Origin of the sequence: Xylella taiwanensis, from assembly GCF_013177435.1 — a bacterium.
In the GTDB taxonomy this organism is placed as follows: Bacteria; Pseudomonadota; Gammaproteobacteria; order Xanthomonadales; family Xanthomonadaceae; genus Xylella; species Xylella taiwanensis.
Window position 1 is genome coordinate 365855 of record NZ_CP053627.1, and the last position, 21679, is coordinate 387533.

A 21679-nucleotide genomic window follows, 5' to 3' on the forward strand; every position below is an offset into this window, starting at 1 on the left:
GCATGAACCCCATCGAACAACAGTTTCTCAACGACTTCGAAAAAAAACTCTGGACCGCTGCCGACAAACTGCGCTCCTCCCTGGATGCTTCCGTCTATAAACACGTCGTCCTGGGCTTGATCTTTTTGAAATACGTCTCCGATGCCTTTGAAGAACGGCAGCAAACACTACGCCAGCAATTCCAAAACCCCGAACATGACTACTACATGGACCCTGACGCCTACGGCGGCGCAGGCACACCAGAGTACGAACAAAACCTGGCCGCGGAACTGGAGGTCCGTGACTACTACATCGCGAAAAACGTCTTCTGGGTGCCCATTGAGGCCCGCTGGCACACCTTGCGCAATTTCGCCCCATTGCCCCCTGGCAGCGAACTGCCGTGGACAGTGCCCAAGCGCGACAGCGATGGCCGCTACGTGCACAACGCAGCCGGTGAACGCGTCATGGAGCCGGACAAAATGCGCACCGTCGGCTGGCTGATCGACAACGCCATGGAGGCTGTTGAACGCGAGAACGTCAAACTCAAAAACGTGCTCAACAAAGACTTCGCCCGCACCCAGATCGACAGCCACAAACTGGCCGACCTGATCGTCCACTTCTCCGACACCTACTTCAGCCAACCCACCTACCGCGGCCACACACTGGACCTGAAGAGCAACGACATCCTCGGCCACGTCTACGAATACTTCCTCGGCCAATTCGCCCTCGCCGAAGGCAAAAAGGGTGGCCAGTACTACACCCCCAAGAGCATCGTCACCCTAATCGTGGACATGTTGCAGCCCTTCAAAGGCCGCGTGTACGACCCCGCGATGGGCTCGGGCGGCTTCTTCGTGCAGAGCGAACACTTCATCACCCAGCACAGCGGCAAAATCACCAACCCCAAAACCGGCCAGATCAGCATTTACGGCCAAGAGAGCAACCCCACCACCTGGAAACTGGCCGCCATGAACATGGCCATCCGCGGCCTGGACTTCAACTTCGGCAAGCACCCCGGCGACACCCTGCTGAACGACTTACACCCCGACCTACGCGCCGACTACGTCATGTCCAACCCCCCCTTCAACATGAAGGAATGGTGGAGCGAGAAACTGGATAACGATCCACGCTGGATCGCCGGCAAACCGCCACACAGCAATGCCAATTTTGCCTGGCTGCAACACATGCTCTACCACCTGGCCCCCACCGGCAGCATGGCACTGCTGCTCGCCAATGGTTCCATGAGCAGCAATACCAACAACGAAGGTGAAATCCGCAAGCAACTGGTCGAACACGATCACGTCGAATGCATGGTGGCCCTGCCCGGCCAACTGTTCACCAACACCCAGATTCCCGCCTGCATCTGGTTCCTCACCAAAGACAAAGCCAACGGCTTCAACCTCGATAAGAAAAAACGCAACCGGCGCGGCCAGTACTTATTTATTGATGCCCGCTCACTGGGCTACATGAAAGATCGTGTCCTGCGTGACTTCACCCTGGACGACATCAACAAGATCGCCACCACCTTCCACGCCTGGCAACAGGGCACGAATTACGCCGACGTCCCCGGTTTCTGCTACGCCGCCACACTGGACGACATCCGCAAACACGGCCATGTGCTGACGCCAGGTCGCTATGTGGGTGCAGCGGCACAAGAAGACGACGGAGAACCCTTTGCCGACAAAATGGCGCGCTTGACAGCGCAGTTAGCGGAACAGTTTGCTGAGAGTGCCAAGCTGGAGGGGGAGATCAAGAAGAACTTGGCGGGGTTGGGGTATGGCGTTTGATTGGAATGCAGCCATTGTCGGTGACTTCGTTGATCTGCAACGTGGAAATACTTACCAAAGCGCACTTCTGGATACACCTGGCCCAGTACTTCTTGGCCTCGCATCCATTGAGTGCGATGGCGGATTTAGACCAGACAAGCTCCGAACCTATGGAGGCGAAAGTCCAGCCAGGCTCCTAATATACCCAGGAGACATCTACGTTTCCTTGAAGGATGTTACCCAGTCGGGGGACCTTCTGGGCTCGGTAGCTCGTGTTCCAAATTTCATCACTGTTGGAAGATTGACTCAAGATACAGTGAGGCTTGTATTCAAAAACGAGATGATTGATCGCTCATATCTATATTGGATTTTGAGGACCCCTGAATACAGGGATTATTGCCGAGCACGCGGCATGGGAACTACGAACCTATCGCTAAGTCGAAGCGATTTTCTTTCCTTTACTGTTCCCGAGCCAACATCTAATCGCCTCTCCATTCAGCGCACACTGGATGCTATTGAATGCAAGATCACGTTGAATCGAGATATTTGTCAAACCCTCGAAGCCATGGCGCAAGCGATCTTCACATCGTGGTTTGTCGATTTCGACCCGGTCAAAGCCAAAATCGCCGCTATTCAAGAGGGCCGTGACCCGCTGTGTGCTGCCATGAGTGCCATCAGCGGCAAGGGTGACGCCACCCTCGACGCGCTGCCGCCCGAACAATACAAACAACTCGCCGCCACTGCCGCGCTGTTCCCTGATGCGATGGAAGCAGCGGCGTTGGGGGAGATTCCGAAGGGGTGGATGCTCAAGTCCCTCGGTGATGTTGCGCAATTTGCGAACGGGAAAGTTGATGTTGCCTCTCTGAATGAAGGGATCTACGTTTCCACCGAAAACATGCTTAATGATAGAGCAGGCATCACTCGCGCAACCTCACTTCCTTCCACAGCGACCGTGCCGAGCTTTACTAAAGGCCAAGTTCTCGTTTCGAATATTCGGCCTTACTTCAAGAAGATTTGGTTGGCACGCTTTAATGGCGGAAGATCTCCCGATGTATTGGCTTTTGCGCCGGTAGATCTCCGATGGTCTGAGTTTCTGTATAGCTTGATGTACCAAGATGCATTTTTTGAGTTCATAACACGCACAGCCAAGGGCGCTAAGATGCCTCGCGGAGATAAGGATGCAATCATCGGCTGGAAGTTTCCTTGTCCTGACGAACGACTAATAGTGCATTTTTCAGAAAAATCCAGACCATGCTATGAGCACATTGAGCACTTAACTTCAGAGAATCAAGCGCTGCTAGTACTCCGCGACACCCTGCTCCCCAAACTCCTCTCCGGTGAGTTGCCTGTGACGGCCCTTGTGGACGCCGCGGGAGCTGGATGATGGATATCAAGGCGCTGCGCGACAACACGTTGATCGTGGACAAGGTCGAAGAAGCGTTGCAGGCGGCGTACTCATCGAATGAAGCATTCAACGCAGTTCTGGATGAAGCGCCGCCACTATCTTTCAAGAGCCTGCGTGACCCGGAACACGAGTATTTCGTGAAGGTCAGTGAAGCGCTGTACTGGGTGGAGCGAGAGACCTACCTGGATGAGCTGAGACACTGGGAAGAACAGCGCGAAATCAACCAACACCAGGCGGCCATCACCTGCATCACCTCCTCTGATCAGCGCGGCGTCTTCTCTGATCTGGTGAATGCGATGCGCCTGAGGCGGATCGCGCCGTTCGTGGGCGCGGGGCTCTCCAAAGCCTGTGGTGACACGATGTGGGGCGAGGCGCTGCGCAACATCGCCCCAAAGCTCGATGGTTTGGAGGTACAGGACATCCAGGACATTGAGCCCCTGATGGCGCGATACGACGATCTGCAAGCCGCGCAGGTCTTACATGATGCCGCCGCCGAGCATGTCACACATTTCATCAAAACCGAGTTTCGCCAACGCGGTGCGATTGTCGGGCCTGTTCGCTTGCTCACCGAGCTTGCCAACGGCTGCATCGTCACTACCAATGTCGATACGGTCATTGAAGATCTGTTTCGTGAACGGGGGCAGCCGCTGGATGGCTACATGCATGGCACTCAGGCGGGCCATAACTTCGTGCAGCGGTTGTTGCGTGGCGAACGTTGCATCCTCAAGCGGCACGGCGACGCGGGACAGGACAACACCCATGTGTTCACCCAGGCGCAATACCAGGCCGCGTATGGCGAACCCTTCGCCTTCCAGAACCAGCTCCCCCGTGCGCTGCGGCAGATCTTCATCAGCCATTCGCTACTTTTCTTGGGATGCAGCATGGAGCAAGACAAAACGCTCGATTTGTTCAAGCACGTGGTAGATGAAGCAGCCTTTGAAATTCCGGATCACTTTGCCCTGTTGAATGAACCGGCCACGGCGGCAGAACGTGTCCTCTAAGGAAGCCCGGCTATTGAAACTGAACATCCGGCCGTTATGGTACGCAACGCCTGTCAACACCGATGGCACACCGGATCACTGCTTGCTGGAACAGCTCCTGAGATACGCCATCGCGGTCGCGGACTGCCCACCGGGGCGCTTCATTCCTTATATCCAGCTGCATGAATTTGAGGCGCTGCTGTTTAGCGATGTATCGATCCTGACGCGCATTGCATCAGGCTGGCTATCGGCACACGTTGCACTGGCAGCCATATGTGCCGCTGTTGAATCCCCTGAACAGATCAACGGCCTGCCCGAAACCAAGCCCGCCGCGCATCTGGAACGCGCCTTGAGCCATCCCAAGTACCGCAAACGCACCCATGCCCCCAGTGCCGCACAGAAGATCGGATTGGCCAAGATCGAAGCCAAGTGCGCCTTCTTTGCTGGGGGGCTGGCACACATCAGGAAATGAGCACTGCCATGCTGACCGAACACACCCTCGAAGCACACTGCCTTCATTGGTTCCAGGACACGGGATGGCACGTCGCCTACGGCCCTGACATTGGGCCAGACAGTAGTGCCCCTGAACGCACGGATTACCGCCAGGTGATCCTGCGCGAGCGCCTCTTGGCCGCCCTGGCACGGATCAACACTCACATCCCGGCGACAGCCTTGGAGGACGCCGTACATGCGCTGCACACGATCAGCGAGCCGCAGATGGTGATGCGCAACCGCAGCGTGCACCGCCTCTTGCTCAACGGCATGCCCGTAGAGTGTGTCGTAGGCGACGAGAAGAAAACCGACTGGGTGCAGTTCATCGACTTTCAGCACCCCAGCAACAACGACTTTCTGGCGGTGAACCAGTTCACCATCATCGGTCACCAGCAACTGCGCCGGCCCGATGTGATCGCCTTTGTGAACGGCCTGCCGCTGGCGGTGGTGGAGCTGAAAAACCCTGCCAATGAGCACACAGACATCTGGGATGCCTTCAACCAATTGCAGACCTACAAAGATGAAATCAGCGACCTGTTCAATAGCAACGTCGCCCTGGTGATCAGCGATGGTTGGACGGCCCGTGTGGGATCGCTGACCGCGGATACCGAACGCATGCTGCCTTGGCGCACCATCGACCACGAAAACGACCGGCCGCGCCTACAGATGGAATTGGAAACAGTGGTGCGGGGCTTTTTCAAGCCCGAGTTGTTTCTCGACTATGTGCGGCACTGTGTGCTGTTTGAACAGAATGACGTCGGCATCATCAAAAAGATTGCGGGCTACCACCAGTTCCATGCCGCGCGCGAAGCAGTACGTGCCACCGTGATGGCCGCACAACAGGCGGACAAGCGCTTGCTGGAAGTGCGGGAAGCACCCGCCGGCTATGGCAAGGACGTCACACCCGGCTCACGCAAGGCAGGCGTGGTGTGGCATACCCAGGGCTCGGGCAAAAGCATCACCATGGCTTGCTATGCAGGCAAGTTGCTGCAACAGCCGGATATGAAGAACCCCACGTTGGTGGTCGTGACGGATCGCACCGATCTGGACAGCCAGTTATTCGCCACCTTTAGCGCCGCCAGTGATCTGTTCAAGACCACTCCGGTTCGAGCCGAAAACCGCCAAGAGCTGCGCGCGCTGTTGGCCTCTCGCGAAGCGGGCGGCATCATCTTCACCACGGTGCAAAAATTCGCGCTGCTGGAGGGGGAAGATGTTCACCCGCTGCTCTCTGATCGCGCCAACATTGTGGTGATATCCGACGAGGCCCATCGCAGCCAGTACGGCACCAAAGGGACACTGCACCCCACCACCGGCAAGTACATGTTTGGTTATGCCAAGCACCTGCGAGATGCGTTGCAGAACGCGACCTTCATCGGTTTCACCGCCACACCGATTGCACAGGAAGACAAAGACACCCGCACCGTGTTTGGTGACTACATCAGCATTTACGACATCCAAGATGCGGTGGACGATGGTGCCACCGTGTCCCTCTTCTACGAGAGCCGCCTCGCCAAGCTTGACGTGAACCAGGCCGAGATTGATGCACTCAACGCGCAGGTTGATGAACTCTTCGAGGAGGAAGAGGACATCGCCAGCCGTGAGAAAACCAAAAGCGAATGGGCCGCGCTGGAGAAGCTCGTGGGTTCAGCGCCCCGAGTGCACCAGGTAGCGCGTGACCTGATCCAACACTTCGAAGCACGTGTTGCGGTGATGGACGGCAAGGCCATGATCGTGTGCATGAGCCGCGATATCTGCGTGCAGCTCTACAACGCCATCTGTATCGGCGACGCGCACACCCCGCCGCTGCGGCCTGAGTGGCATAGCCCCGATCCGAAGCAAGGGGCCATCAAAATCGTGATGACGGGATCAACCACCGACAAGGCGCTGTTGAAGCCGCATCTGTACAGCACACCGGTAAAAAAACGGCTAGAAGAACGCTTCAAAGACGTGAAAGACCCGCTGAAGCTGGTGATCGTGCGCGACATGTGGTTGACGGGATTCGATGTGCCGTGCTGCCACACCATGTACATCGACAAGCCCATGAAGGGACACACCCTGCTGCAGGCTATTGCCCGCGTTAACCGCGTTTTCAAAAATAAACCGGGCGGTCTAGTCGTCGATTACATCGGCATTGCCAAGGAACTCAAGGTGGCGCTCAAGACGTACACCGCTGCGAACGGCAAAGGCGACCCCACCCACAATGCCGCTGAAGCAATGGCCGTGCTACGGGAGAAGCTGGACATCGTACGCGGCATGATGCACGGCTTTGATTACAGCGCATTCGAGACGCAGGCCCTCCCGTTACTGGTGCCTGCCGCCAATCACCTCCTGGGACTGCAGGACGGTAAGGCACGCTTCCTCGACACCATGGCCGCCATATCCAAGGCGTTCGCGCTGTGCGGCACGCTGGACGAAGCCGCTGCGTTGCGTAAGGAAATCGCTTTTTTCTCGGCCATCAAGGCGGCCATCGTGAAGTTCACGACCGTGGACAAGAAGCGCCGTGACGCGGAGAAGAACAGCGCACTCAAGCAGATTCTGGACAACGCCATCATTGCGGATGGTGTGGCGGACGTGTTCGCCCTGGCGGGGTTGGACACACCCAACATCCAGGTGCTGTCGGATGAGTTTCTGGAAGACGTGCGCCAGATGAAAAGCCGCCATGTTGCCGTGGAACTGCTGGAAAAGCTGTTGCGCGATGCGATCAAAGCGCGCGCCTCTCACAACATCGTGCAGGAGAAAAAGTACGGTGACAGGCTGCTGGAGGCCCTGCGCAAGTACCACAACCGCGCGATTGAAACTGCCCAGGTCATCGAAGCGCTGATCCAGATGGCCAAGGAATTTCAGGCCACCCTGGAACGGGAAGCCACACTGGGCCTCACCCACGACGAAATCGCGTTCTATGACGCGCTCGCCAACAACGAAAGCGCGGTGCGTGAGTTGGGCGATGAGGTGCTCAAGAAGATCGCCATCGAGATCACCGAGAAACTGCGCGCCAGCACCACGGTGGATTGGCAGGTACGTGAGAGTGTACGTGCCAAATTGCGCATCCTCGTGCGGCGATGTTTGCAGAAGTGGAAGTACCCACCTGATCAGCAACCGAACGCGGTAGAGCTGGTGCTGCAGCAGGCAGAAGAACTCTCCAATCATTGGACGGTGTGAAGGTTGCCAAGAGCAACCTAGATGCAAGAATCACTCAGTGGTGATTGCGATAAAGAACAGTGCTCGAGAAGGGCCGTGTTGCTCGTATGGTGGGCCACGTGGTCTGAGGCGTCCATGTGGTCGGCATACAGGTTTTCAGCTTTGCTGTTGGGCCCAATGACCTGGATCTTTTCCCAGAGATTGAGGTGAGCCCGGGCGCGCGCCATGCCTTCGAAACCACGCCCAGCGGTGTGCTTGTTGGTGCGCAGTTGATGCAGCGCGGCGGTTGGAAGGTGGGGCAGCGCTTGCCGCTGCAAGCGGCCCGCTTCCCCGACAAGACCGGCAGCATGAACTGGGCCTGCGATATCGTGGGTGTGCTGCATGCGCAGGACACAAGGAGCGGCGGCTTCTGCGACCGATTGCTGCTGCCATGGAAGACGTTTGATGACACCACGCCCTACAACCGCGGTCAGGTGGGTTGGTATGTCGTCGAGGTGAAAGACGTCAACGAGGCCGACCGTGTGGCACAGCGCATAGACGCGCTATCGAGCAATTCCGACGATGAAACGCGCCCGCAAAGCGAGCACGCCGCCATCGCCCATTGGATCACGCCGTTCGTGGACGTCGGCCTCATGGTGGGATCGGTCATGGGCGCGGTGTTCTTTACGCTCATGCTGCTCTCAGGCAACACCATGATGCAGGCAGGACGCGAGCGCACCGGTGAGCTGGAGGTACTCAAGACCTTGGGCTTTTCCAACAGCACCGTGCTGCTGCTGGTGCTGGCCGAGTCGGTGTTCCTGCTGTTGCTTGGTGGTGTGATCGATCTCTTGGTGGCGAGTGTTCTCATTCCTGCGATTGCGGCGGGCAGCGGCGGCATGCTCAATCTGCCTGCTTGGGGTGCAGGTAACGGGTTGCTCGGCTGCGGACGGCTGCTCAGCAGCGGTGCGTTGGTGGGCGTGGTGCCCGCTTGGAGCGCTATGCGCCTCAACAGCGTCGCTGTGTTGCGGCGCTGCATGACATCGCACCATGTGGATGGCTCTCTTACTTGGACTGCTGGTACTGGCTAGCGTGGGTGTGTTCGTGCTGCTGCCGCCTGTTGGAGGACTGCTGCTGCTGCTCACGGCCTGGCTGTGTTTGACGCGGCGCGGGCGTCAGGTGCTTTCGGTAGCGGATGTGGGGCTTGCGTACTTTGCAACAGCGCTGGGGCGCTTCTGCCGTGATCGGTATTGCCGGCGTGGCGGGGGTGCTGCTTGCCTTGCTCGCGATGGGGGAAGGTGATGGGCGGACACTGCGCCAGTCCGGCAGCGCGGACACCGCCATCGTGCTGTGGGGTGCTGCGTTGTCAGAGGTGAATGCAGTGCTCGACAACGACAGCTTGGTGCAGATTGAGCAGGCATCGCCGATCGCGCGTGACACGCGTGACGAGCCGCTGGCGTCGTCGGAGATCGTGGTGGCCGCCCATCTGCTGCTGGGCGGCGCACAGATCGAGGACGCAGCAGGTAGCGTGCAATTCCGCGGTGTGAGCGATTAGGCCTTTCTGCTGCGCCCACATCTGAAGCTCATCAGCGGACGGAGATTCCAGCCGGGCTTGCGTGAGCTGATGGTCGGCACAGGTGCTGCTCGACTGTTCGCAGGTCTCGTACCGGGACGCAAGGTCAAGCTGGTAGGCCATAGGTGAAAGGAAAGGGATGCGGTGGGTTTGCCTCCGCGCACTGATGCACAGCAATTCGAAGCACTTGGATTGTGTACGTTCAAGAGTTGTTTGGTGCGGGGGACCACTCCACCACCCATACCAAAAGGTCAACAGTGCGCTGTTGGCTTTTTTCTTGCCCGATCGCGCCGATTCCGGCGTGTTGTTGAGGGGCTGCGACCACCACCCGAATGGGCCGTTTCGGGTCGCCACATTCCCCTCTCTCCTGGCCATTCCGGCTCTTTGAGACTGACCCGAAATCCGCAAGGATCGCCACACAGCCCGATATAGATCAATCGGTTGCGCGCGGACAAATCAAATGATTGGATGACAGCATTGGGTGGCCAAAGAAACGCAATACGGATGGATGCGCGTACATCAATGCGGGCAGAGATCGCTTGTCAGGACAACCACAATGAGGACATTCAAGATCAATGCGGAGGGGCATGATGAGCACGCAGTCCTGTTGATGTGCTGAGCTTTCCCCGGTGGCGTGCAGCATCAGCCAAGTCAAGCGCGTGTGGTCAAGGGCACCAGCAGCGAGACACCGCTGAATGTCAGCATGGTGCCACATAGGCATTGGAATACGGGTCAAGAGGCGACGTGCCGACTCAAGCCAAACATGAGAATGACGCTGGATTCACCTGCTGCGGGCCACGGCACCATCGGACTGTCACCGACAATGAAAGGACAAGAGAATGAAGTGCTACGTCCTGCACGCGCCAGAAGCCGCGGGCATCTCCACGCGCTAGGCTAGGAAGCTCTGCAAGGTCTGTGTGAAGCTTGGCCAGCAGCGACACTAAGGGCCTGATTGTTGGCACCGGAGGCTTCCCCGGCAATGTGACCTTGCCCGCCGCAACACTTGAGCATCCGTCGGTATGCGGCATCATCCTGTTGAGGTGCAAAACAGGCTGATGTACACATCGTGGATACATTCCAACTGAGCCGTACTTTTCAAATGTATAGGAGGAGGCCGTGATGACAACACCGCAACACGTCAAGAAGGTCGCGCTGATCACGGGAGGATCTGGGGGGATTGGCAGTGAAATCGCGCGCCGTCTGGCCGCCGATGGGATGGCGGTCATGATGACGTATTGGAAGTCAGAAGACGCTGCCATGAAAGTGCTGTATGAGATAACGCAATGCGGTTACGAAGCGGCAATGGTCTGTGCCGATGTATCGAAAGCGCAGAGTGCGTCTGCCGTGTTTGAGGCTACGATGGCGCGTTTTGGTCGTGTTGATTGTATTGTCAACAATGCTGGCGTCGCTGGTGTCAGCAGGCCGAACATGATTGCTGATGTGACCGAAGCAGCTTATGACGAGGTCTTCGATGTGAACGTGCGTGGCGCGCTGTTTATGATGCAAGCAGCGGCGCAGTATCTGCAGGATGGGGGACGTGTCATCAATATTTCGTCTGCGATAGTCAATGCATCTTTCGCTGGAGCGGCGTTGTATACCGCGAGTAAGGCTGCGCTTGAAGCGTTCAGCCGCATTTTGTCGAAGGAAATCGGCCCCCGCGGCATTACGGTCAACGCTTTGCGTCTTGGGGCGATCATTCCGGGCATGTTCGCCAAAGTGCCGCCAGAACGTCAGGCTGCTATCGCATCCGCTTCACCGTTCAAACGTCTGGGTACGCCACAGGATGCTGCCAGCGTGGTTTCTTTCTTGGCAAGCGAGGCTGGAGGCTGGGTCACAGGCCAAGTGATTACGGTCGACGGAGGAGCAACCTGAGACGCATCATCAAGAATTCTGTTTTTTCCTGCTGCTGATTGGCTGCGGTTGGGATGCACGATCAAGCCATATGTGGGTTGGTGCAGTGCAATGGCCATTTGCAAAGCGTGGGTACACTTTTGACCGCGCCTCGCCAAGCTCAAGTGCAAGTGTTTGTGTCAGTACAGGTCAAGTTCGGATGAAAGATGACCTATAGGGGAGGACGGGCGACTGCGTTGCCAGATGAATTTACTTGAGTGCTTGGTGTGTTGATGCCTGACAGTGTTTCAAGGCAGAGACTACTGATAGGACAGCGAGAAGGGGTTGGTCTGCCATGTGAATTTGGACAGGTATTGCTCTGAGGACGATGGAGTATCGGCTATCCTTGCCTACTAAAATTTTCAGGAGTTGTTGACTGATGCGTCGCAAGATCGTTGCTGGAAACTGGAAACTGCATGGTAGCTACGCGTTCGCGCAGGCATTGGTCGCACAGGTGGCTGCTGGCTTGCCCCTGCCTGGAGTGAGTGTGATCATCTTGCCGCCATTCCTGTATCTGAGTGATCTGGCGCAGCGCTTCAAAGGGGAAGGCTTAACGTTTGGTGCGCAGAACGTCAGTCATCATGAGCATGGTGCCTATACGGGTGAAGTCGCAGCGGCGATGCTGGTTGACGTCGGGGCTCACTACAGTCTGGTTGGTCATTCTGAACGCCGGGAGTACTACCATGAGGACAGCGAGTTAGTGGCGCGTAAATTTGCTGCCGCTCTCAATGCCGGGTTGCGACCGATCCTATGTGTTGGCGAGAGTTTATCCCAACGTGAGGTCGGGCAGGCCGAGACCGCTATCGCGATGCAGCTCGCACCAGTGTTGGCTTTGGTTGGCCCGCAAGGCGTGGCAAGTGGTTTGGTGGCTTACGAACCGGTGTGGGCGATTGGTACCGGGCGTCACGCGGATCCGGGCCAAGTCCAGGCCATGCATGCTTTCATTCGTGGTGAAATTGCTAAGCAAGATGCTACAATCAGCGATTCGCTGCTCATCCTATACGGAGGCGGTATCAAACCCAGCAATGCTGCGGAGTTGTTTTCTCAGCAGGATGTCGATGGTGGGTTGGTTGGCGGCGCTGCGTTGGTTGCTGAGGATTTCCTGTCTATCGCTCGTGCGGCTTCCCTTTACCCAGAGGCGGATTCGAGATGTTGATGCTTAATGTGATCTATGTGCTGGTAGCGATTGCCATGATCGTGTTGATTCTGATGCAGCGTGGTACTGGTGCAGCTGCAGGGTCAGGTTTTGGCACTGGTGCTTCGGGGACCGTATTTGGTGCGCGTGGCGCTTCAAATTTCCTCTCAAAATCGACCAAATGGTTGGCTGTGGTGTTCTTTGGTATCAGTCTATTCATGGCTTGGTATGCTGGTCACGGTCACCATTCGATTGGGCAGCAGCACAGCTTGATGTCCGAAGTGTCTCCCACTCCTGCTGCCGGGTCTGGCCAAGTGACGCCGCCGGTGCTTCAAGTCCCAGCAGCTGTTCCTACAGCGCCAACCCCCGCTAAGACGCTGGCTGGTGATGCAGAAAAGGCTTCTGATCACTCGCAAAAACATTGAAGGTGGTTAGAATACGCTACGTTTCGTACAGGGTCGGTCACGTAACGTAAGCCCAGGTGGCGGAATTGGTAGACGCACTACCTTGAGGTGGTAGCGACGTAAGTCGTAGGGGTTCGAGTCCCCTCTTGGGCACCATACTTGTTATTGCGTGTGGCGATTTCGTCAGCGTGGAGTTCCACTGTATCCCCCCCCCCCATATATGCCTATGCCTTCTACTTGCTGGAGGCAGAGGTTAAGAGAGAATCGCTGTGCTGGCCGAATATTTGCCGAGTCTGCTTTTTCTGGTTGTGGCGACCGGTATTGGTCTTGCGTTGATACTCATTGGCAGGTTCCTCGGTCCCCATCGCCCTGATTTCGAAAAGCTTTCCTCATATGAGTGTGGGTTTGCGGCTTTCGAAGACGCACGGATGAAGTTTGATGTGCGTTATTACTTGGTTGCGATCCAGTTCATTGTCTTCGACTTAGAAATCATCTTCATCGTGCCATGGACTCAGGTGTTCATGGACGTAGGCGCGCGCGCGCTGGTCACGATGGGCCTGTTCGTCGGGATGCTGTTTCTTGGTTTTGTATACGTATGGAAGAAGGGAGCACTGGAATGGGAGTGATTCAGGCCATTGATCGTCTGATGACTAATCCGAGCCCGGATGGTCAGGTGGACGACATTCTGCGCCCGGAGGGCGAGAGTCCGCTCTTGCAAAAGGGCTACGTGACGACGAGCGTCGATACCTTGTTGAACTGGGCACGTACCGGTTCAATGTGGCCGATGACCTTTGGTTTGGCCTGCTGTGCGGTTGAGATGATGCATGCTGGTGCTGCCCGCCTGGATTTGGACCGTTACGGAGTCGTATTTCGCCCGTCGCCGCGCCAGTCTGACGTGATGATCGTGGCAGGTACCCTGGTTAACAAGATGGCTCCGGCTCTGCGCAAGGTTTACGACCAGATGCCTGACCCGAAGTGGGTGATCTCGATGGGCAGTTGCGCGAATGGCGGTGGCTACTACCACTATTCTTACTCGGTGGTGCGCGGTTGCGACCGCATCGTGCCGGTGGACGTCTATGTTCCAGGTTGTCCACCGACTGCAGAAGCATTGGTCTACGGCATTTTGCAGCTGCAGAAGAAGATCTGGCGAACCCAGACCATTGCACGTTGATCTGTTGTTTTCATCTACTCAATAGCCAATTACTGAACAGCCAAGCCCATATGGCAGAGCAAGCCCCTTATTTCGTTGACCGTCTCACATTACGCTTCCCAGGTGCGCAGGTCTCCGTAGCCCAACCGCGCGGCGAGATAACGCTGGACGTGCCGGCGGCCGAGTGGTACGCCGTTTGTAAAGCGCTGTGCGACGAGTTCGATTTCGAACAGCTGTCCGATCTTTGCGGAGTGGACTATCTTGGCTATGGTAATGCTGAGTGGGACACCACCGATGTATCTGCACAAGGCTTTAGCCGTGGTGTTGAGGGCAAGTCGGTGGGTCGCTTCGCCTGGGGCGAGTTTCCGAGTGACGGTGCCCAGCCGTGGCAGGTGCCGCAGCAGCGCTTCGCGGTACTCGCACACGTTATCTCTTATCAGCATAACCGTCGTTTGCGGGTGCGTTGTTTTGCTCCCAACGATGCGTTACCGATGGTGGCTTCGCTGACGGACGTATGGCCTGGGGTGAATTGGTTCGAACGTGAGGCGTTTGACTTGTTCGGTATTGTGTTCGAGGGCCATCCTGATTTGCGTCGCATCCTGACAGACTATGGATTCATCGGCCATCCGTTCCGTAAAGATTTTCCGTTGATCGGCAACGTTGAGGTGCGTTACGACGAGGAACAGAAGCGTGTTGTGTACGTCCCGGTCACCTCGGTTGAACCGCGTGTCACTGTGCCGCGTGTGATCCGTGATGATGCCCGTTTCGGGACCGCGGCTGGCGAATCAGCCCATTCGGAGACTGCTTAAGTGAGTGAGATTCACCAGGCGCACGGCGCGTTCGCCAGCAATGCCGCGGAACGCAAGCAGGAGATCCGCAACTACACGATGAACTTCGGTCCACAGCATCCTGCCGCGCATGGTGTATTGCGTCTGATTCTTGAAATGGATGGCGAGACGGTGGTTCGTGCGGATCCGCATATCGGTCTGCTGCATCGCGGTACTGAGAAACTCGCTGAGTCCAAGCCGTTCAACCAGTCAATCGGTTACATGGATCGTTTGGACTACGTGTCGATGATGTGCAACGAGCACGCCTACGTACGCGCGATCGAGACTTTGATCGGGATCGAGCCGCCGGAGCGAGCCCAGTACATTCGTACCATGTTCGATGAAATCACTCGTATCTTGAATCATTTGATGTGGGTGGGCTCCAATGCTTTGGATCTTGGAGCCATGGCCGTGATGCTGTACGCGTTTCGCGAGCGTGAGGAGCTGATGGATGTTTATGAAGCGATCAGTGGCGCACGCATGCATGCGGCCTACTACCGTCCAGGCGGTGTGTATCGCGATCTGCCGGATACGATGCCCAAGTACAAGGAATCGCGTTGGCACAAGGGCAAGGCGCTGAAGCGTCTGAACGCGGCTCGGGAAGGTTCGATGCTTGATTTCTTGGAGGACTTCACTGACACGTTCCCCAAGCGCATTGACGAGTACGAAACGTTACTCACGGACAACCGCATCTGGAAGCAGCGCACCGTCGGTGTGGGGGTGATTGAACCAGATGTGGCTAAGGCGTGGGGCATGACGGGTGTCATGTTGCGTGGCTCGGGCATTGCTTGGGATCTGCGCAAGAAGCAGCCTTACGCGAAGTATGATGCGGTCGATTTCGATATTCCGCTGGGGACCTGTGGCGACTGCTATGACCGTTATCTGTGCCGTGTGGCTGAGATGCGTGAGTCCAATCGCATCATCAAACAGTGCGTGCAGTGGCTGAAGGTTAACCCCGGTCAAGTGATGATCGAAAACTTCAAGGTCGCTCCGCCCAAGCGTGAGAACATGAAGGACGACATGGAGGCATTAATTCACCACTTCAAACTGTTTAGCGAAGGCTATTGTGTCCCTGCGGGTGAAACCTACAGTGCGGTCGAGGCGCCCAAAGGCGAGTTCGGGTGTTATTTGGTCTCCGATGGTGCGAATAAGCCGTTTCGTGTGCATTTGCGTGCACCGGGGTTCGCACACCTGTCTTCAATGGATGCGGTGGTTCGTGGCTATATGCTCGCCGATGTGGTGGCCATGATTGGGACATACGATTTAGTGTTTGGTGAGGTCGACCGATGAAGGCGACAAATAATTTTGAAGTCGCGCGTGATGTCGACCCACGCGTGGTTCTGAGTGACAGTACGCGTGCTCACATCGATCATTGGCTTACCAAATTTCCTCCAGATCAGAAGCGATCGGCCCTGCTGCAGGGGCTGTATGCCGCGCAGGAACAAAATCAGGGCTGGTTGACCGATGAGCTCATCGCCGCCGTGGCCAAATATCTCGATATTCCGTCGGTATGGGCGTATGAAGCCGCCACGTTTTACTCGATGTTTGAGACTCGGAAGGTGGGCCGTCATAACGTTGCTTTCTGTACCAATATCAGTTGTTGGCTCAACGGAGCTGAGGACTTGGTGACACATGCCGAGAAAAAACTTGGTTGCAAGCTCGGCCAGTCCACGGCTGACGGGCGCGTTTACCTCAAGCGTGAGGAAGAATGCCTTGCCGCTTGTGCGGGTGCTCCAATGATGGTGATTAATGGTCATTACCATGAGCGCCTGACCAAGGAGAAGGTTGACCAACTGTTAGATGGGTTGGAGTAACGTCATGGCACAGCCTCACGTATCCAAGGGGCCGGTTGGCCCGGCGCCCCAACCTCACCAAGTGGTCTATACCACGTTGCACTATGAAACCCCGTGGTCGTATGAGAGTTACTTAAAGACCGGCGGTTACGCCGCGTTGCGCAAGATTTTTGAAGAGAGGATGTTGCCGGAGCAGGTCATTGAGATGGTCAAGCAGTCGAACCTGCGGGGCCGTGGTGGTGCGGGCTTTCCGACGGGCCTTAAATGGTCCTTCATGCCGAAGGGCACCATGCAAAAATACATCTTGTGTAACTCTGACGAGTCCGAGCCGGGAACCTGTAAGGATCGTGACATCCTGCGCTATAACCCGCATTCCGTGGTGGAGGGGATGGCGATTGCATGTTACGCCACCGGTGCGACCGTGGGTTACAACTATTTGCGCGGTGAGTTCCACCACGAGCCGTTCGAGCATTTTGAGCAAGCGTTGGCTGATGCTTACACGCATGGTTGGCTTGGCAAGAACATTTTAGGAAGCGGTGTTGATATCGATATCTACACCGCTCTTGGTGCGGGTGCTTATATCTGCGGCGAAGAGACTGCACTGATGGAGTCCCTGGAAGGCAAGAAGGGACAGCCTCGCTACAAGCCGCCATTTCCAGCCAATTTCGGTTTGTATGGCAAGCCATCGACGATCAATAACACTGAGACGTACGCTTCAGTGCCAGCGATTATCCGCAATGGTCCGGAATGGTTTCTGTCTTTAAGCAAGACCAAGAACGGCGGCCCGAAGATCTTTTCGGTCTCAGGGTGCGTGCAGCAAGGGGGTAACTTCGAGGTGCCGTTAGGCACCACCTTCGACGAACTGTTGGAGATGGCCGGTGGCCTGCGTCCAGGCCGCGTTCTGAAAGCGGCAATCCCAGGGGGGGTGTCGATGCCGGTATTGAAAGCTGACCAGCTGAAAGGCCTTCCGCTGGACTATGACACCCTGCGTGTGCTAGGCACGGGCTTGGGCTCGGGAGGGATCGTGGTTCTTGACGACAGTGTTTGTTGTGTCCGTTTTGCCTGCCGCATCTCGCAGTTTTTTTATAAAGAATCTTGTGGCCAATGCACTCCGTGCCGTGAGGGGACTGGTTGGATGTACCGCGTTTTGGAACGTATCGTCGCCGCTCAGGGCACGATGGAAGATCTGCACCAGCTGAAGACAGTGGCGGGACAGATTGAGGGGCATACCATTTGCGCGTTTGGCGAGGCAGCGGCTTGGCCGATTCAAGGGTTCCTGCGCCAATTTTGGGATGAATTCGAGTACTACATTGTTCATGGCCGGTCGATTGTTGACGACAAGGTGAGAGTGGCTGCATGAGTGCGCAACCTGTGAATCCTGAAGTGCCGCCCGATCGTGTCACCATCGAGATCGATGGCCAGCATCTGGTTGTACCGAAAGGCTCGATGATTATCCAGGCGGCTGATAACGCTGGTATCCCGATCCCGCGTTTTTGTTACCACGAGAAGTTGCCCATCGCGGCCAACTGCCGCATGTGTCTTGTCGATATCGAGAAGGTGCCGAAGCCATCACCAGCGTGTGCTACGCCGGTGATGGAGGGGATGAAAATCCGCACGCGCAGCGAAAAGGCACTGCACTATCAGCGGAGTGTGATGGAATTTCTGCTGATTAATCATCCGTTGGATTGTCCGATTTGCGACCAGGGAGGGGAGTGTGAGTTGCAGGACGTCTCGATGGGTTATGGACGCTCGGTCAGCCGTTTCAATGAGCGTAAACGGGTGGTGCCGGATGAGGACATTGGTCCGTTGGTCGCGACCGAGATGACCCGCTGTATTCAATGCACACGGTGCGTGCGCTTCACTGCCGACATCGCCGGTACCTACGAGTTAGGCGGTATGTACCGTGGAGAGAATCTGCAAATCGGTACTTACGACGGCAAGCCTCTAATCACTGAACTGTCTGGCAATGTGGTCGATGTGTGTCCGGTCGGTGCACTGACCAACAAGGTGTTTCAGTTCCGTGCCAGGCCGTGGGAACTGATGGCATGCCAGTCGCTGGGGTATCACGATGCGATGGGTTCCAACTTGTTTCTGCATGTGCGTCAGGGTGAAGTGCTGCGTACAGTGCCGCGTGACAATGAGCAGGTGAACGAGTGTTGGTTATCTGACCGTGATCGCTACTCGCATCAGGGGTTGTACGCGACTGACCGCGCGGTCAAGCCGCTGAAGAAGATCGGTGACGCATGGTGCGAAGTGAGTTGGGCCGAAGGTGTGTCCGCGGCTGCTGAGATCTTGCGTGCTTATCGTGGCGACGCGCTTGGTGTGTTGGTGCATCCCGCGACTTCGAATGAGGAGGGCGCGCTGCTGACACGTCTGGCGGCGGGGCTGGGCACGGGTCATCTTGATCATCGCATCTTCAACCGTGACTTTTCCGATGCTGCCGTGGCCGAGCCGTTTGCGTTGCCGTTGGCAGAGATCGGCAACGCTGATCTAGTCGTATTGTTTGGAAGCAACGTGCGTCAGGAGTTGCCGTTGCTGCATGCTCGTCTGCGCAAAGCGGTCACTTGCAACGACGCCAGAGTGTACGCGGTGAATCCGGTCGATTTCGATTTCACCTTTTCGCTGACTGGGAAGTACATCGTTCCCCCGTCGCAGTTGGCCAATGCGTTGTCCGATGAGGTCCTGCTCAATGCGGCAAAAGCTGCTGCCCGCGTGGTGATTGTGGTCGGTGCATTGGCCGAGAATCATCCCCAAGCCGCCGCATTGCGTGCTGCCGCGCGGCAGTTTGCTGAGATTACCGGTGCGGCGTTGTGTCGCATCCCACAAGGGGCTAACTCGGTTGGACTCACCCAGCACGGCGTGTTGCCAACAGGGCATGATGCTGCGGCGATGCTCGTCGAGCCTTGTCAGGCTTATGTGTTGTACGGGATCGAGCCGGGTTTGGACTTTGCTGACACTGCGACCGCACGTACCGCACTGCATGGCGCCAAGGTGGTCGCGTTCAGTCACTTTGCTTGTGCCTCGACCCGTGATGTGGCGGATGTCATCCTGCCGATTGGCTTGTTGCCTGAGATCGATGCGACGCTGACCAATCTCAATGGCCGCGCTCAGGTGGCCAAACCAGGTGGCAAGTTACCGATTGAAGCCCGTGAGGGTTGGCGTGTGCTGCGTGCCTTGGGAGGTGAATTGGGCCTATCGGGCTTTGATTTTGTCGACTTGGCTGGTCTGCGCGCTGAGGTGCGGCCGCACCCTGTTGTTCCTACGACATCGGCACAGCCGGTGACAGCGGAGGAAGGGTTGGAAGTGGCGGCGACACCAGCGATTTATCGCACTGATGCCGTCGTACGCCGTGCTGCTGCGTTGCAGTCGCATCCGCTGAATGTTGCTCCGGCGTTGGCTTTACATCCAGAGCAGGCGGTGCAGTTGCAAGTGGTCGCTGGTCAGATGGTCAAGGTAGGTGCTGCTGCCGGTCAAGCGACGCTGCCAGTGGTGTTGGACAAGCGCGTCGCCCTGGGTACGGTCTGGATCGAAACCGGCCACGGTGCTACCGCTCCAATCGGTGCTGGTCGCGTCACGATGGTGGCTGTATGAATGCATGGTTCTTGAATATGGTTGATCCGTTGCACCAGTGGTGTCTCGGATTTGGTGACATTGGTGTCGTGTTGTGGACCGTTCTAAAGATAGTGATGATCGCTATACCATTGATTCTGTCGGTGGCGTTTTATGTGGTTTGGGAACGGAAATTGATCGGTTGGATGCATGTGCGTCACGGGCCGATGTACGTTGGTATGGGTGTCTTTCAGGCCTTTGCGGACGTCTTTAAACTTCTGTTCAAGGAAGTTGTATATCCTGCCAAGGCGCATAAGGCGATTTTCGTGATCGCACCGTTGTTGACTTTAGCGCCGTCATTCGCCGCATGGGCCGTCGTGCCCTTTGATGCCAAGCTGGTGTTGTCTAACGCCAATGTTGGCTTGTTGTATTTGTTGGCGATGACTTCGCTAGGTGTCTACGGGATCATTTTGGCTGGTTGGGCTTCTAATTCGAAGTATGCTTTCCTGGGTGCGATGCGTTCGGCCGCTCAGGTGGTCAGCTACGAAATCGCGATGGGTTTTGCCTTGGTGGGTGTGATGATCGCGGCGGGCAGTCTCAATCTGTCTCAGATTGTGATGGCTCAGGCGGGCAGTTCTGGTTTTTTTGATTGGTTCCTGATTCCGTTATTCCCCTTGTTCATTGTGTATTGGGTGTCTGGTGTGGCTGAGACCAATCGTTCTCCGTTTGACGTGGTGGAGGGTGAGTCTGAAATTGTGGCCGGACACATGGTGGAGTACTCCGGCAGCGTATTCGCGCTGTTTTTCCTGGCCGAGTACGCCAATATGATTTTGGTTAGTTTCTTGATCTCGATTTTCTTCCTGGGGGGATGGCTCAGTCCGATCCAGGGTTGGGTGAATGGGAATGTCTCACCGTTGATTGATTGGGTGTGGAATGGTGGTTGGCCTTGGTTGCTGCTCAAGGTGTTGTTTTTTGCCAGCGCTTATATCTGGTTCCGTGCTAGTTTCCCCCGCTATCGCTATGACCAGATTATGCGCCTGGGATGGAAGGTGTTTATCCCGCTGACGATTGTATGGATTGCAGTGACGGCATTAATGGTGTTTTACGGCGTGATTCAAAAGGGCGTTTAAGTGATGAACAAGATGATGCATTACTTCAAGAGCCTGCTGTTACTTGAACTGTTGGCTGGATTATGGCTGACGTTGAAATACACCTTTAAGCCGAAGTACACCGTGTTGTATCCGATGGAGCGGTTCCCACAGTCGCCACGTTTCCGTGGCCTCCATGCGCTGCGTCGCTATCCTAATGGCGAGGAACGTTGCATTGCTTGCAAGCTCTGTGAAGCGGTATGTCCGGCGTTGGCAATTACCATCGATTCTGCCAAACGCGAAGACGGTACCCGTCGTACGACGCGTTACGACATCGACCTGTTCAAATGCATCTTCTGCGGCTTTTGTGAAGAGAGTTGTCCTGTCGACTCGATTGTAGAAACTCACATTCTTGAATATCACTTCGAGAAGCGTGGGGAGAACATTGTTACCAAACCGCAGTTGTTGGCCATCGGTGATCGGTTTGAAGCTGAGATCGCCGAACGTCGTACTGCCGATGCTGCCTTCCGTTGAGGT

General features: G+C 56.4%; 19 protein-coding genes and 1 tRNA gene. All 20 read left to right on the forward strand.

From position 1 onward, the window contains the following. Window positions 1–2 precede the first annotated feature (2 nt). The gene (locus tag PLS229_RS01385; protein WP_038270814.1) at window positions 3–1763 is read left to right on the forward strand and encodes a class I SAM-dependent DNA methyltransferase; all 1761 of its coding nucleotides are present in this window, start codon (window positions 3–5) and stop codon (window positions 1761–1763) included. After that, entirely contained in the window at window positions 1753–3126 is a 1374-nt protein-coding gene (locus PLS229_RS01390; protein WP_051482285.1) for a restriction endonuclease subunit S, read from the forward strand. Before PLS229_RS01385 ends, PLS229_RS01390 begins: the two co-directional genes overlap by 11 nt. Further along, complete coding sequence (locus PLS229_RS01395; protein WP_205395222.1) at window positions 3123–4148, forward strand: SIR2 family NAD-dependent protein deacylase; 1026 nt, start codon at window positions 3123–3125, stop codon at window positions 4146–4148. The genes PLS229_RS01390 and PLS229_RS01395 overlap by 4 nt, the downstream gene beginning before the upstream one ends. Next, a complete protein-coding gene (locus PLS229_RS11875) occupies window positions 4138–4599 on the forward strand; it encodes a DUF4276 family protein (RefSeq protein ID WP_200866187.1) in 462 nt (153 codons plus the stop codon). Before PLS229_RS01395 ends, PLS229_RS11875 begins: the two co-directional genes overlap by 11 nt. An 8-nt stretch (window positions 4600–4607) precedes the next feature. Next, the gene (locus PLS229_RS01400) at window positions 4608–7778 is read left to right on the forward strand and encodes a type I restriction endonuclease subunit R (RefSeq protein ID WP_038270864.1); all 3171 of its coding nucleotides are present in this window, start codon (window positions 4608–4610) and stop codon (window positions 7776–7778) included. 185 nt (window positions 7779–7963) lie between these two features. Next, complete coding sequence (locus PLS229_RS01405; protein WP_160165153.1) at window positions 7964–8824, forward strand: ABC transporter permease; 861 nt, start codon at window positions 7964–7966, stop codon at window positions 8822–8824. 113 nt (window positions 8825–8937) lie between these two features. Next, window positions 8938–9288 (forward strand): hypothetical protein, encoded by a 351-nt coding sequence (locus tag PLS229_RS01410; protein WP_160199326.1) that lies wholly within the window; start codon window positions 8938–8940, stop codon window positions 9286–9288. A gap of 1137 nt (window positions 9289–10425) precedes the next feature. Beyond that, the gene (locus PLS229_RS01415) at window positions 10426–11178 is read left to right on the forward strand and encodes an SDR family oxidoreductase (protein ID WP_038270810.1); all 753 of its coding nucleotides are present in this window, start codon (window positions 10426–10428) and stop codon (window positions 11176–11178) included. Between the two features lie 397 nt (window positions 11179–11575). After that, the gene (tpiA, locus tag PLS229_RS01420) at window positions 11576–12352 is read left to right on the forward strand and encodes a triose-phosphate isomerase (RefSeq protein ID WP_038270809.1); all 777 of its coding nucleotides are present in this window, start codon (window positions 11576–11578) and stop codon (window positions 12350–12352) included. Beyond that, complete coding sequence (gene secG, locus PLS229_RS01425) at window positions 12346–12756, forward strand: preprotein translocase subunit SecG (RefSeq protein ID WP_038270808.1); 411 nt, start codon at window positions 12346–12348, stop codon at window positions 12754–12756. Before tpiA ends, secG begins: the two co-directional genes overlap by 7 nt. Before the next feature lie 50 nt (window positions 12757–12806). Next, a tRNA-Leu gene (locus PLS229_RS01430) sits at window positions 12807–12891 on the forward strand. 113 nt (window positions 12892–13004) lie between these two features. After that, complete coding sequence (locus PLS229_RS01435; protein WP_038270807.1) at window positions 13005–13361, forward strand: NADH-quinone oxidoreductase subunit A; 357 nt, start codon at window positions 13005–13007, stop codon at window positions 13359–13361. Then, window positions 13352–13906: a NuoB/complex I 20 kDa subunit family protein gene (locus PLS229_RS01440; protein WP_038270806.1), complete on the forward strand. Its 555-nt coding sequence runs from the start codon at window positions 13352–13354 to the stop codon at window positions 13904–13906. Before PLS229_RS01435 ends, PLS229_RS01440 begins: the two co-directional genes overlap by 10 nt. A gap of 50 nt (window positions 13907–13956) precedes the next feature. Next, window positions 13957–14694, forward strand: a complete 738-nt coding sequence (locus tag PLS229_RS01445) for an NADH-quinone oxidoreductase subunit C (protein WP_038270805.1) — start codon at window positions 13957–13959, stop codon at window positions 14692–14694. Further along, entirely contained in the window at window positions 14695–16002 is a 1308-nt protein-coding gene (locus PLS229_RS01450) for an NADH-quinone oxidoreductase subunit D (protein ID WP_038270803.1), read from the forward strand. Then, window positions 15999–16526 (forward strand): NADH-quinone oxidoreductase subunit NuoE, encoded by a 528-nt coding sequence (gene nuoE, locus PLS229_RS01455; protein WP_038270802.1) that lies wholly within the window; start codon window positions 15999–16001, stop codon window positions 16524–16526. The genes PLS229_RS01450 and nuoE overlap by 4 nt, the downstream gene beginning before the upstream one ends. Window positions 16527–16530: 4 nt before the next feature. Beyond that, window positions 16531–17865, forward strand: coding sequence for an NADH-quinone oxidoreductase subunit NuoF (gene nuoF, locus PLS229_RS01460; protein WP_038270862.1), 1335 nt, complete (start codon window positions 16531–16533; stop codon window positions 17863–17865). Then, complete coding sequence (nuoG, locus tag PLS229_RS01465) at window positions 17862–20096, forward strand: NADH-quinone oxidoreductase subunit NuoG (protein ID WP_114867061.1); 2235 nt, start codon at window positions 17862–17864, stop codon at window positions 20094–20096. The genes nuoF and nuoG overlap by 4 nt, the downstream gene beginning before the upstream one ends. Further along, window positions 20093–21184 (forward strand): NADH-quinone oxidoreductase subunit NuoH, encoded by a 1092-nt coding sequence (gene nuoH / locus PLS229_RS01470; protein WP_038270800.1) that lies wholly within the window; start codon window positions 20093–20095, stop codon window positions 21182–21184. Before nuoG ends, nuoH begins: the two co-directional genes overlap by 4 nt. Before the next feature lie 3 nt (window positions 21185–21187). After that, on the forward strand, window positions 21188–21676 hold the full coding sequence (gene nuoI / locus PLS229_RS01475) for an NADH-quinone oxidoreductase subunit NuoI (RefSeq protein WP_038270799.1): 489 nt from the start codon (window positions 21188–21190) through the stop codon (window positions 21674–21676). Window positions 21677–21679 lie beyond the last annotated feature (3 nt).

What these genes read in the sequence shown, in the direction of transcription:
- PLS229_RS01385 (WP_038270814.1), top strand. Translation starts at nt 3, where the DNA reads ATGAACCCCATCGAACAACAGTTTCTCAACGACTTCGAAAAAAAACTC.
- PLS229_RS01390 (WP_051482285.1), top strand. Translation starts at nt 1,753, where the DNA reads ATGGCGTTTGATTGGAATGCAGCCATTGTCGGTGACTTCGTTGATCTG.
- PLS229_RS01395 (WP_205395222.1), top strand. Translation starts at nt 3,123, where the DNA reads ATGATGGATATCAAGGCGCTGCGCGACAACACGTTGATCGTGGACAAG.
- PLS229_RS01400 (WP_038270864.1), top strand. Translation starts at nt 4,608, where the DNA reads ATGCTGACCGAACACACCCTCGAAGCACACTGCCTTCATTGGTTCCAG.
- PLS229_RS01415 (WP_038270810.1), top strand. Translation starts at nt 10,426, where the DNA reads ATGACAACACCGCAACACGTCAAGAAGGTCGCGCTGATCACGGGAGGA.
- tpiA (WP_038270809.1), top strand. Translation starts at nt 11,576, where the DNA reads ATGCGTCGCAAGATCGTTGCTGGAAACTGGAAACTGCATGGTAGCTAC.
- secG (WP_038270808.1), top strand. Translation starts at nt 12,346, where the DNA reads ATGTTGATGCTTAATGTGATCTATGTGCTGGTAGCGATTGCCATGATC.
- PLS229_RS01440 (WP_038270806.1), top strand. Translation starts at nt 13,352, where the DNA reads ATGGGAGTGATTCAGGCCATTGATCGTCTGATGACTAATCCGAGCCCG.
- PLS229_RS01445 (WP_038270805.1), top strand. Translation starts at nt 13,957, where the DNA reads ATGGCAGAGCAAGCCCCTTATTTCGTTGACCGTCTCACATTACGCTTC.
- nuoE (WP_038270802.1), top strand. Translation starts at nt 15,999, where the DNA reads ATGAAGGCGACAAATAATTTTGAAGTCGCGCGTGATGTCGACCCACGC.
- nuoF (WP_038270862.1), top strand. Translation starts at nt 16,531, where the DNA reads ATGGCACAGCCTCACGTATCCAAGGGGCCGGTTGGCCCGGCGCCCCAA.
- nuoG (WP_114867061.1), top strand. Translation starts at nt 17,862, where the DNA reads ATGAGTGCGCAACCTGTGAATCCTGAAGTGCCGCCCGATCGTGTCACC.
- nuoH (WP_038270800.1), top strand. Translation starts at nt 20,093, where the DNA reads ATGAATGCATGGTTCTTGAATATGGTTGATCCGTTGCACCAGTGGTGT.
- nuoI (WP_038270799.1), top strand. Translation starts at nt 21,188, where the DNA reads ATGAACAAGATGATGCATTACTTCAAGAGCCTGCTGTTACTTGAACTG.